Source organism: Marinobacterium sp. MBR-111 (assembly GCF_040547585.1).
Classification (GTDB): Bacteria; Pseudomonadota; Gammaproteobacteria; order Pseudomonadales; family Balneatricaceae; genus Marinobacterium; species Marinobacterium iners.
Genome location: NZ_JBEPQA010000003.1, coordinates 33,554 through 45,885, shown reverse-complemented (window position 1 = coordinate 45,885; position 12,332 = coordinate 33,554). Strand labels below are relative to the sequence as shown.

At 56.6% G+C, this 12,332-nt stretch carries 8 protein-coding genes and 1 CRISPR repeat array (1 of these 9 cut by a window edge); all 8 genes read right to left on the bottom strand.

From position 1 onward, the window contains the following. A CRISPR array of direct repeats spans positions 1 to 3,427; the repeat unit is 29 nt; unit sequence CGGTTGATCCCCGTGCCTACGGGGAACAC (it extends 3,626 nt beyond the left edge of the window). 95 nt (positions 3,428 to 3,522) lie between these two features. From cas2e to cas3, 8 genes are read right to left on the bottom strand one after another with little or no spacing between them, the layout of a single operon-like run. Beyond that, on the bottom strand, positions 3,523 to 3,816 hold the full coding sequence (cas2e, locus tag ABIE61_RS02885) for a type I-E CRISPR-associated endoribonuclease Cas2e (RefSeq protein ID WP_354406543.1): 294 nt from the start codon (positions 3,814 to 3,816) through the stop codon (positions 3,523 to 3,525). Beyond that, a complete protein-coding gene (gene cas1e / locus ABIE61_RS02880) occupies positions 3,813 to 4,733 on the bottom strand; it encodes a type I-E CRISPR-associated endonuclease Cas1e (protein WP_354406541.1) in 921 nt (306 codons plus the stop codon). Before cas1e ends, cas2e begins: the two co-directional genes overlap by 4 nt. A gap of 1 nt (position 4,734) precedes the next feature. Further along, positions 4,735 to 5,613 carry a type I-E CRISPR-associated protein Cas6/Cse3/CasE gene (gene cas6e, locus ABIE61_RS02875; protein ID WP_354406539.1) on the bottom strand — a complete coding sequence of 293 codons (879 nt, stop codon included), beginning with the start codon at positions 5,611 to 5,613 and terminating at the stop codon, positions 4,735 to 4,737. Then, entirely contained in the window at positions 5,576 to 6,358 is a 783-nt protein-coding gene (cas5e, locus tag ABIE61_RS02870; protein WP_354406537.1) for a type I-E CRISPR-associated protein Cas5/CasD, read from the bottom strand. The genes cas6e and cas5e overlap by 38 nt, the downstream gene beginning before the upstream one ends. Positions 6,359 to 6,367: 9 nt before the next feature. Beyond that, a complete protein-coding gene (gene cas7e / locus ABIE61_RS02865) occupies positions 6,368 to 7,438 on the bottom strand; it encodes a type I-E CRISPR-associated protein Cas7/Cse4/CasC (RefSeq protein ID WP_354406535.1) in 1,071 nt (356 codons plus the stop codon). A gap of 25 nt (positions 7,439 to 7,463) precedes the next feature. Next, a complete protein-coding gene (casB, locus tag ABIE61_RS02860; RefSeq protein WP_354406533.1) occupies positions 7,464 to 7,976 on the bottom strand; it encodes a type I-E CRISPR-associated protein Cse2/CasB in 513 nt (170 codons plus the stop codon). Beyond that, the gene (gene casA, locus ABIE61_RS02855) at positions 7,969 to 9,570 is read right to left on the bottom strand and encodes a type I-E CRISPR-associated protein Cse1/CasA (RefSeq protein ID WP_354406531.1); all 1,602 of its coding nucleotides are present in this window, start codon (positions 9,568 to 9,570) and stop codon (positions 7,969 to 7,971) included. Before casA ends, casB begins: the two co-directional genes overlap by 8 nt. After that, the gene (gene cas3 / locus ABIE61_RS02850) at positions 9,567 to 12,281 is read right to left on the bottom strand and encodes a CRISPR-associated helicase Cas3' (protein ID WP_354406530.1); all 2,715 of its coding nucleotides are present in this window, start codon (positions 12,279 to 12,281) and stop codon (positions 9,567 to 9,569) included. The genes casA and cas3 overlap by 4 nt, the downstream gene beginning before the upstream one ends. Positions 12,282 to 12,332: the final 51 nt, after the last annotated feature.

Genomic DNA, 12,332 nt, shown 5'->3' with positions numbered 1-12,332 from the left:
GGAACACGCTATCGTGGCTCAGTTACCGTGTTCGGCTCGCGGTTGATCCCCGTGCCTACGGGGAACACCTTGTCTCAGTTTCTCCAGGTCGTCAGTCATGCGGTTGATCCCCGTGCCTACGGGGAACACGTACTGAGGGTATATTTTTGCCAGCTCTTCTGCGGTTGATCCCCGTGCCTACGGGGAACACTGATTCAAGGCTGTTCATGCATCTATATCCCGCGGTTGATCCCCGTGCCTACGGGGAACACGGAGCCTCAAAGAGAAAGGAGCCCGAAGGCCCCGGTTGATCCCCGTGCCTACGGGGAACACCGCCAACTCGTAGTACCGGCAAAGGACCACGGCGGTTGATCCCCGTGCCTACGGGGAACACTGTAAATCATATTTTTTCAGATCACGGTCGCGCGGTTGATCCCCGTGCCTACGGGGAACACACATTGATTGGATTTTTTAATGGTTGAGCGTGCGGTTGATCCCCGTGCCTACGGGGAACACGGGCACACCCAGTCATCCGGCACCCATACCCGCGGTTGATCCCCGTGCCTACGGGGAACACCAAAGCTTTTGGGTTATCTGTACAGAATTTAGCGGTTGATCCCCGTGCCTACGGGGAACACTTTTTACAGGGTTTTTTCTTTTATAGCCCCTCCGGTTGATCCCCGTGCCTACGGGGAACACTTAAGGCTTTGAGAGCTACGCTGCACCAGAGCCGGTTGATCCCCGTGCCTACGGGGAACACTGTTCTGTATGCCATCCGGTGATCTTTTAGACCTGGTTGATCCCCGTGCCTACGGGGAACACCGATCATCATTGCAGAGCAACCCGATCATCCGCGGTTGATCCCCGTGCCTACGGGGAACACTAGATAAGACAGGATGATATGCATGAATCCCCCGGTTGATCCCCGTGCCTACGGGGAACACTCGAGTATCTGCAACCGCTCTGGGCGTATGGTCGGTTGATCCCCGTGCCTACGGGGAACACCTCTAAAAACATCACAAATACTCTGAATCAGGCGGTTGATCCCCGTGCCTACGGGGAACACTTTCCAGTGGACTCTGGGTCATGGGTAAATTCCGGTTGATCCCCGTGCCTACGGGGAACACTCACCAATGTGTCACCGGAGCCAATTTTACCGCGGTTGATCCCCGTGCCTACGGGGAACACTTATCGTAAAGGGGGCGCATATCAGGTTGTCTCGGTTGATCCCCGTGCCTACGGGGAACACTTTGGCGTTGTCACTGCTTTGTTTATTGCTGGCGGTTGATCCCCGTGCCTACGGGGAACACAACAATCGCATGAGGTCATATACCGTTAGAAACGGTTGATCCCCGTGCCTACGGGGAACACTTCGTACAGTTCAGACCAGTTATCCGGGGTCACGGTTGATCCCCGTGCCTACGGGGAACACTATTTGATAGATGTCCTCTCGGTATCCCTATCCGGTTGATCCCCGTGCCTACGGGGAACACCTCAGGCGGCTGCCCGATAATGAAGAACGTCCCCGGTTGATCCCCGTGCCTACGGGGAACACTCACCATGCTCACGCGCCCAGTGCTGAAACACCGGTTGATCCCCGTGCCTACGGGGAACACATTGAAATCCGTTTGACTCATGCGGCCTCCCGCGGTTGATCCCCGTGCCTACGGGGAACACGGTTGTCTCACGTACCCACAGCAGATCGCCAACGGTTGATCCCCGTGCCTACGGGGAACACAATGCCGTCAGACCGAGTAAACGTGGTTTTCTCGGTTGATCCCCGTGCCTACGGGGAACACATCGCTATGTTCAGGGTTACTCTGACGTGATTCGGTTGATCCCCGTGCCTACGGGGAACACCAGACATCAAACCCGGCATCGCCGAACTCAGCCGGTTGATCCCCGTGCCTACGGGGAACACGTATACAAAGAGCAGTACGAGCGCGAAAAGACGCGGTTGATCCCCGTGCCTACGGGGAACACACTTCGCGAGCCTTGGCCCACTTCTCGGCCGCCGGTTGATCCCCGTGCCTACGGGGAACACAGCTTTTTCACCACACCATCCCACAGCAGCGACGGTTGATCCCCGTGCCTACGGGGAACACCTATAGAGTAAGTCCTATCCGGATAATAAGCACGGTTGATCCCCGTGCCTACGGGGAACACCCGTTGATTGTGACGCCCTGATCCTCGGCAGACGGTTGATCCCCGTGCCTACGGGGAACACATATGGGCCGGGTCGCTGCTGTTTTGCGTTCCCGGTTGATCCCCGTGCCTACGGGGAACACGCCTTGGTAAACTTCGGTGGTGGACCAGTTTACGGTTGATCCCCGTGCCTACGGGGAACACGACCCCCTTCATTACGCGCAAGCTGGAACTTTCGGTTGATCCCCGTGCCTACGGGGAACACAGCATCTGGATGGTGAAGGTTGCGTCTTGTGGCGGTTGATCCCCGTGCCTACGGGGAACACATCTTCGAGATCTGCGCCTGGCGATTGCCAGCCGGTTGATCCCCGTGCCTACGGGGAACACCTGACAGAAGCCGAGCGCGAGCTGTGGCTTACCGGTTGATCCCCGTGCCTACGGGGAACACGTGATAGAGCCGCCATTGATCACGCCGTCCGGCGGTTGATCCCCGTGCCTACGGGGAACACTTGAGTCGACCAGAGCCATCAAGCGCTGGGATCGGTTGATCCCCGTGCCTACGGGGAACACAATGCCATGATCAGTTGCCGGCTTTCTTCTGCCGGTTGATCCCCGTGCCTACGGGGAACACGCTGATCTGAACGGCTCGCTGTTCGACTGTGCCGGTTGATCCCCGTGCCTACGGGGAACACGCTATATGTCAGATTGATCCTGATAATGTTCCTCGGTTGATCCCCGTGCCTACGGGGAACACTCTTTGGTTATCGCCGATCTTTCGATCTTGTGCGGTTGATCCCCGTGCCTACGGGGAACACCCCTGAGCCTGTCACTCGGTGGGAACCTGTCCCGGTTGATCCCCGTGCCTACGGGGAACACCAATACATGATACATAACATGTATTAAAAACCCGGTTGATCCCCGTGCCTACGGGGAACACAGGGGCGCGCTGTTTATGCAGATATTGATGGCCGGTTGATCCCCGTGCCTACGGGGAACACTTAAGGTTTTCAACACTGGCGAGGTATGCAGCCGGTTGATCCCCGTGCCTACGGGGAACACACTTCAGGCCTTATCCCTGCCAGCTTTGCAGCCGGTTGATCCCCGTGCCTACGGGGAACACTCATCAAATACCGTGAATCAGTCGGCGATCCACGGTTGATCCCCGTGCCTACGGGGAACACACCCCCACGAGAGCCGACATAGAACGTGCATCCGGTTGATCCCCGTGCCTACGGGGAACACGCCCAAGGGAGCACGCTCAACCCATTTTTTTGCGGTTGATCCCCGTGCCTACGGGGAACACACTTAATGGATGTGATTGTTTTAAAAGGCTTTTCTCGCCGTTTAAAATTCCACCAAGTTTTTGAACTATATCCCTGGTTGTTAAAGAACGCTAACTTATTGTTTTTCAAAAGGCAGAAATGAGACTAGCCTGAGTCCATCATGATCCACCGGCACACGCCGGTTAGTACCATAAGTTTGGAACTCAAAACCAGACTCGGTATTAGTCGCCCAAGCCATCACGACATTGCCTTCTTCCGCCAATGCATTGACCTGTTCCCAAATCATTTCTCGGATACGGCGAGAGACATCACCGATGTATACTCCCGCTCGTACTTCCAACAACCAGATAGCCAAGCGGCCTCGCAGCCTGGGCGGTACATTTTCAGTTACCACCATCAGCATGCTCATGAATGGCTCCTGTGGCCTATATCACCTGTGGGCGCTGGCTCAGAGATTGCAGGGGGCTGACTGTCTTCCGGCGGCTCGGGCGGTTGGATATCACCCGCCGCCAACACCTCTTCAATCAACGGTATCAAACGATCCAGCACCTTATTACTGCGGAAAATATCGCGACACGCCAAGCGCGCGGCGCGATCAGGTTCCTTGGGGCCGGTCGCCGCAATTTCGAAGGCTTTGGGTACCACTTCGTCAAACTTGATGATATCTGCAATGTCATACACGAATGACAAAGGTTTGCCGGTATGGATAAAGCCGATGGCGGGCGCATAACCGGCGGCCAAGACCGCCGCTTCGGTAATACCATACAAGCAGGATGTGGCTGCACTGATACACTGATTGACCTTATCACCTTTGTTCCAGTCCTTTGGATCATAGCGGCGGCCGTTCCACTTGACGCCATGGCGTTGGGCCAACAATTTATAGGTTTCACGTACGCGGGCACCTTCGATGCCACGGAGCTGCTCCACCGAACGTCGACTCGGCGCCGGTTCGCCAAAACGCAATTCGAACATCTTGCGTACCACTTTGAGCCGCAAGTCTTCATCCAGCGCCAGCTTTGCTTGATAGAGCAAACGATCCGAACGTGCGCCACCAGGCTGCCCCGATGCATACAAACGTACGCCGGCTTCACCCACCCAAACCAGCAAGGTGCCAACCTGTGCCGCCAACTTAATGGCGGCATGGGAAACGCGGGTGCCCGGTTCAAGCATGATGCAGGCCACGGATCCAACAGGGATATGGGTTCTAATGCCGGTCTTATCGATCAGAACGAAGGCGCCATCCAGCACATCGACCTGTCCATATTGCAGGAAAATCATCGACACCCGATTCTTGATCGGGATGGGGCTCAGCGGAATAAATGACATATCAGCCTCCAAATGCAGGCTTGATCATCATCAGTCCACAGCCGAACCCTTTTGCCGGCCCCATTCCACTGTGGATAAGTTCGCGCAGTCTGTCCGGATCTTGAACAATGAGTTCACCTGCCAGATCCACCGCGCAGAATCGTGCGCTGCGCCCCTTCTCCGGCAGAGCATGAGCCTGGTAGCCACTCCACTGGAAAAATGGGCGCTCATATTCGCGATCCTGCTCTTCATCAAACACTGTTCGCGTCGCAAGCGTGAATACCCCTCTGCGAGATTTGTTATCACAGAGCCAGGACGCAAGCCGCTGGCTGGTGCGCTCCTGTAAGACTTGCTCCAGTGCTTCCGCAGGCTGAGCCGACAACTTTCCGGGGAAATGGGCCGAATATTCTTGCAAGACCACGTGCAACGAAGCGGCAACCTCGGGCACAAGCAGTTGACGACGCAACACCTGCTTAGTGCCCTTAGTCTGCAATCCTAATCGATCTGCCAATTGCCGATAGAAGCTCTGCTGTTCATCCATCACCAAATCGTGACGCTTGCCGTTGCGTGTCACGACCGGGTTGGCTCTGAGCCTGAAGGCCAGATGCTGTCCCTCCTGCAACTGTGGCTCAAAGGGTCGACTATCCACCGCAAACAGCGGCGTATCCTGCGCTGGTTGGACGGAGGACAACAGATACCAGATCGATTCCCCTTTGATGCCATTCCCCTCTTCGCGCAACTGACTTTGAGCCAGTTCTTCACGGTAAAGAAAGCGTGCCTGACCACCGGGAAACAGATCCCACAGCAACTGATGTACACCGTAGGTGTTGTGCAGCAGCAGCCTCCCCAGCTGGCTCTGTCGGTCAATCTCGGGCCTGATGCGAACTCTGGACAGATACATCCTGGCTTACCTCCCTGTAACGATAGATTTCATTACTGCCAAACTGCCAACGCTGCCGCGACAACAAACGGTCGTGCCGGGTCAGCTGCATGAGCTGGTGAGCATCCAATTGTTGCGGAGCAGCGAAGTCAGCCACTTCACCTTCCCAGTAATAATCGGTGTACCCCTGCGTGTGCAGCGCAGTGTTATCAGACAGGGCCGATGGTGCCGGTTGATACTGTGCAAACGCCGCAGCAAAGCCATCAGCCTTTACCATCTCAGGCTGCAAGGGTGCCGCCAGTGGGCAGGATTTACGCCCCAGATAAAGGGTAAACCTGGGCTTTCGCAAAGCGGCCTGTAACTCGGCCAGGCTAAAGGGCGCGCTCTCCAGACACTGGAGTGCAACCAGCGCCTGCGCATCGGTACGATAGTCGCGGCTGGAGAGCACCGTTCCCAAACGATCCCGCCCGGTCACCAGTTCATCGCGGCGTGTGCGATACCGTACCTTGCCCACGGAGTCCGGCGCCTGCACCGTGTGATAATCACGCAGCAGGTCACCTTCGCTCAAAATCGCACTGGCCATACGGTAGCCCTGATTCAGCGCCAGATGCTGCGCCTCCTGCTCACGATCAATGCCCAGTGCAGCCGCTACCAGCCCCATGACAGCTGACTTGGTAGGGGCAGCATGCACATGCCGCGATTCCCCTACCGCAATATCGCCCCAGGCCGCCATCGGGCCATAAAGGCGAAACAGCAGATAGTCCATACGGCCTCCTTACTCGGCAGCAAATGCCAACAAGGCTTTCATCTCGCCTTTTTGTTCTGCAACCGAAAGCTCGTAACGTGCATCGGCACAAGCGCCATAAACCTGATCAAAATTGTCGCACTGAGTGCGAATCGCTTTGATGGCCTGAGTCAGATAGTCGTCATCGTTACGACCACGAGTTTCGATCGGCTTGAGGAAAGAAACGGACAGCGAGCGCGGCTGCTGACCGCCTGACTCCGCCAGCACGTAACTGGCATACCCCTGATGGGCAAAGCTGTTCTGCTTGCCAGATGGGGGCACTTTGATGGCGGCCTCGATCAGTGCAGCGATGGCCTTGTCGGCCAATGCCTTGTCACCATTGAGGTTATCGACCAGCTGCTCGCGGTTGATGCAAATATAGGAATAGAACAGGCCGGATGCGAACCCGGTTTCGCCGATATGCGCCGAACCAGTGTCTTCGCTTCGGTCATTGAGATCATCCACCGCCGTGAAGTAGTCATCTTCGATCACTACCGGGTGCACACTGATAGCATGGGCGACCTGACAGGCCGCTTCCACGTTAAAAGCGGGCTTGGAGGCCAGCATACGGCCAAAAAGTGCGATATCAGCAGCACTGGTATTGTGTCGCAGCAGGTCCAGCTCTTCCTTTTCCGGTGCCCGGTTTTCCTGAACCAGCACCTGCGCCAGCTGATTTACCGCCTGTCGCTCATCCTGACTGACATGCACCAGTTGTTCGATCTCCAGCTCATTCAACGGGTCGTTCTTGTCAGCCTTCTTGCATTTACCGAACACCCCGGCAATCTCACCTGCCCATTTGAGCGCGTCCTTGTCCTTGATGCCACCGGCGACCAGCTGGTGATACACCTCAACACCCAATCGTTTGGTACGCGTACCGACATGCTCACCCAATGCGGTTTGGAACAGTTCAGACGTACGCCAGTGGCGCTTGAGGCTCTGCGAAGAAACCCTCAGGCGGTCCACACCCCCCATGCGCGCGGTTTTCGGACGCCCCTGGTCATCACGGTTCAGGTTCGCGGGCGGATAGGCAGTCAGCAGGTGCAGTTGCAAAAAACGGTTCATTTCATGTACTCCTTCACATTTAAATTCAGGCCTTGAGTTGGCTGTAGTATTCACGCGCCCAGATCATACCCAGGCGATTGCGGGGGTTGGCGTCAGGGCCGAAGTGATATTCCTGATGCCAGTGCAGAATGCCTTGCGCCAGCGAAACCACATTGACTTTGCCATCCAATAGCCGGATAGCTCTCAGGGTACGGCGGAAGAATTCCTCAGGTGAGCGACTTTTCAGTAACTGACGAAAACGCAGCTCACTCATGGCGGGTTTATCACCACTGGCCAACGCTTTGGCGAAGCTCTGCTTGTCGTCAGTACGCACATGACTCAACAAGGTGGCGACACTGGCGGCGGTATAGAGCCTGTCGCCCTGTGCCCAGGATTCAGGCACCCGCTGCAGGAAATGAAAGAAGGCATCGGTCAGCAATGCATCATCCGGCGTAGCGGCACGACGCAACCGGGCACGCTCGCCGCGATGGTCCTCCAGAGCATGCCACCAGGCCATAAGGCTGGCCGGATCGGCACCGTGCAATCGTGTATCAACCATGAGCTTCCTCCTCCATGGCGGGCTGAGCGAACTCCTTCAGCTCCTTGATTGGTTTCAGGGTATAGATGCGCTTGTGCAGTTGTTCCCGTGCTTTCATCACCCGCTTCAGATCCAACGCCTCGACCGAAGTGTGCAAAGTAAAATGATCGAACAGCTGCCGTGTCGTGTTCATCAGGGTGCTGTACCAACGCAGGTACAGCGCCGCATCGACACGCCCTTGCTCCGTCTTGGCAGCATACTCCGACAGCAAACGGTAAAATTCGGGCTCGGTGCGTTGCCAGAAAGTCTGGTCGATCATCGAGGTATCACCCTTGTGATCCTCGGGACGACGGAACCAGGCACTTTTGACCTGCTTACGCAGCTCCGGCAGCAGGGCACGTGCGCAGTTGATCAGGACTTGCGCAAGTCTCTTGATCAGGTCGGCTTGTTCAGGCGGAACGGAGAACAATGGCAGGCGGTGCTCATACCAACCCCGGGCTTTCATGTTGTCTAGATCGAACCCGAAACACCAGAGTTGCGGCAACATACCCGCCTGCAGATCGATGGCCCGAGCGCTGATGTGGTGACTCACCACTTGTGCAGCCCGATCACCATTATCATCATCCCTGAACGCCAACCCCAGCCAGTGGCGGTAGCTCAAACCACCCTTTTGCCCCTTCAGTGAAAGCGGCGGCTTTTCCTTTTTTGGGTCTTCGCGGTAGGGTGTCAGTGGATGTGTCCAAGGGCCTTCGTAGTTAACCCCATAGTTGCGGGTACTGAAGCCGGTGACCAAGCTCTCGGACGCATCTCCGCACAGATCGCAATGACCGGGCTCGGCTTCCAGCTGCAGCCGAATGCGTCGGGGCATGCCCCAATAGGCTTGTAGCTCATTCACATCCCCGGGTAACGTGGCCGTACCGGCTTTGACAGAAAGTCGGGCAGGTGCCAGCCACGGGAACACGGAAGCATTGCAAACCGGTTCATCGTACCATCTGCCCGGCAGAATTTCCTTTTCAAGCACATTGAGCCAGAGCTTATGCCACAGGGTATGAGCAACATCCGCCGGCATCACCAGCGTGGTCAGCGGACCACCGCCGCGCAGGCCAACTCGATGCCCTACCCCACCACTGGGGGCGTTGGTTTGCAGCGTGAACAAGGCTTGAGCTGCACAGGACGGACAAATTTTATTAAAGCGTCCGCCCTTGACGAAGAAGTCCAGATTATCCTTGAGCGTCTTGCCACCCGGGGCTTCGATCAAGAGACTCTCGACGGGCTTGTCCTCACCGTCAACCAGTTCAAGATCCTGCAGGAATGCCGGACTGCCCGGTTCCGAGAACAGCTCAAACGCTTGAGCACACGGTCCCATCAGAGCTTTCAGTTCTTCAGGTTCGGGCGGTTCTTCATACCATTCGAACCAGCTATCCAGATCCTCTGGTGCGCAGCAGGTTTGCAGCAAACCGATCAGAAACTGGTACAGCCCGCCTTGAAAATCAGGTCTGGGGGCGTCCAGTTCCACCACCGGGTTATCCCGCTCGGATACCTGCCAGGGGGCAATGCGGCAACGGCTGCCGTCTTCCCTGATGACAGGAATCCAACATGTATCTATGAGATTCACGTGTCTCCTCCTTGTGTACCTATCCACCCCTGCAAGGGACAGTAGCAAGACCTCAATTCATCCACCAACGGAAAAAGCTTGTGCCATTTCAGTGCCGGCTGGGTTTCCCTGAATGCCTCAAGCTGTTCAGCAATATTTTGGGGAATTTGTTGCTCCGCTTGATGCCAGAGTTTTGCTCTCAGACTCAGGGCACTTAAATCCCAGCCATGCTTTTCGATCTGTGCATAAGGCCTCCAGCCACCCTTATCATCAGGCACAACCAGCACCACCGAGCAGGTTTCATCGCTCAGGCGTGTGGGCACATTTACGTCCTCGGCCCAGCCCTGCTGGTTGCTTTCAGCACTGTAGCCTTGGGTAAGATCCAGCTGATTAAAACCGGCCATACTGCTGCTGGCACGCTGTTCGCCCTCGGCGCGCAATGACGCCTGGAACAGGGGCTCGGGCGTATCCAGTTCCATGTCCGGGTGGTAGACCGATTCGATCAGGTAACGGGCATCATCCGGCATGCGAAAGCCGCCGTTCCGCAGCACAACAGCGGCAGAGCGCCACAGCATGCCGGGGTCTCGGTAGACCGCCTCGGTACCACGCTGAGATACCAGCCAATGCTCATCTACTTCAGCAAAAGGATCGGGAGTGTGCAGATACAGGACGGGCATACCGCGGTCGCCGCGCAGGTGCCGATGCAGCCGCCCGGCGCGCTGAATGATCAAGTCCACTGGTGCCAGGTCGGTGATCATCAAGTCAAAATCCAGGTCCAGAGACTGCTCCACTACCTGTGTACTGATCAGCAGCCTGCCACGCCTTTCTTCTGAGGTCGAAGCCTTGCCGAACCAGCCAAGCACTTCAGTTTCAACTCGCTGTCGGTCCACCATGGCAAAACGGCTGTGGAACAGGTGCAGGCACTCAGAGTCGATCGACGGCAAACACTCTGCGTGCGCATAAGCTTCACGCGCTGCATCCACCGTATTGCGAATCCAGCACACTGCCTTACCTGCCATGACCGCCTGCTCTATGACCTGCCATACCGCCACTTCCTCACTCAGCCGCTCGACTCTGACCTGCCGTGCAACGGCGGCACGCGTCTCGACCGGGAATTCATGCTCGTCTCCGAAAGCCGGGAACTGGGTAACCAGCGGGTAACTTTGCTCAGCTAGCACAGGGGCTTGGCACCCCAGGCCCTTGGCATAACTATCAACCAATTTTTTCTTCATGATCTGGGGCAGAGTTGCAGACAGCAGAATGGCACTGCCACCCTGTCGGGCATGCATTTCCAGTAACGCTTGTAGCAGTCTTTGCATGTAAGGATCATAGGCGTGTACTTCGTCGATCACGATGATCTTGCGATGTAGGCCCAACATCCTCAGCGACTGGTGTCGGGCCGGCAGAACGGCGAGCAGTGCCTGATCGATAGTGCCCACACCCACATCGGCAAACAGAGCCTTCTTGCGGCTATCCGCCACCCAGGCGTTGCAATACACCGAGGCCGAAAGCTCATCCTTGGCATAGACGCGGTCGGTGGCCTGCGCCGATAGTTCAGTTCGGTCCGTGAACCCAGCCGCTACCGACTGGCTGAAAGCATCCGACAGATGCCGAGCGCCATGGGATAACACCAGCGATGGCTGTGCATCCGGCGTATACAATCGCCGGTAGCACTCACCCAGTCGACCATACATGGCGTTGGCCGTTGCCATGGTCGGCAGGCCAACGTATACACCTTCTGCCAGCCCCTGAGACAACATCCGGTGTACCAGTAACATGGCGGCTTCCGTCTTTCCTGCACCGGTGACATCTTCCAGAATGAACAGTTGCGGGCTTTCAACCAACGGTTGACCGACAGCAAAAGCCTGCAAGGGTGTAGGTGTCTCCAGAAAAGAAAACAGCTCTGCGGCATTTTGGAACGCACTTGGAGATGGGGCTTTCAGCGGCAACTCTCCAATCGCTGTTGCAGCCTGCGGCAGCGCATGGTCATTCCAGTACCGAGCCAGCGGCATGGGGCTTTCTACGTAGGGAAATCGGCTTCTGTTGGAACCGCTCCAGTCGGCCAATACCACGAGTCCAGCCAGCTGCCAGGACACGGACTTCAGGGGCTTCCATAGCTCCTTTCGCTGCAGTAATACACGATCGTCCGGGCTCAGAAGCAGATCTGCCACCTGCTGCATGAACGCTATCGCTGCCTCCACATCCTCAGTCAGGCAATAGTTCTGCAACATGCCCGGCTGCTCCTTGGGCGGCTGACCGTGGTGCCCGGTCACGACCTTGAACAGCGGATCAAGATAACCCAGTCGCAAACGCTTTTGCTCACTGCCCAACAGGTCGACAAAGGCCTGTCGAAACCCTGGCGACTGCCACAACCAATATCCAAGAGAGTCATGGCGAACCTGTGCGTAAGACAGGCCGGCTACCGGCGGTACCAATGCATCACTCAGATCGGGGGCCAGATTTTGAAAGGCACGGAAAAACTTGCCCAGGTCATGCAAGGCAATGAAGAAGGTCAGGATACGGCGCAACTGCTTTGGCTCTATGGCCAACGCTTGAGCCAATTCTTGGCACCAGGGGTAGTCGTCCGACAGCAGTTCCCAGCCACAGGCCGCCACATCCAGGCTGTGCCACACCAGCAAATGGTATCTGGCACTGGCTTCATCCATGCTCTGGGCTTTGCCCCAGTACCGAAAGCAGGGTGCGTAACATTGATGCTCAACTCTTCGGCTCAAGGCCATCACTCCGTGTTCACTGTTCATACCTTTTTATAAGGCTCCATCATT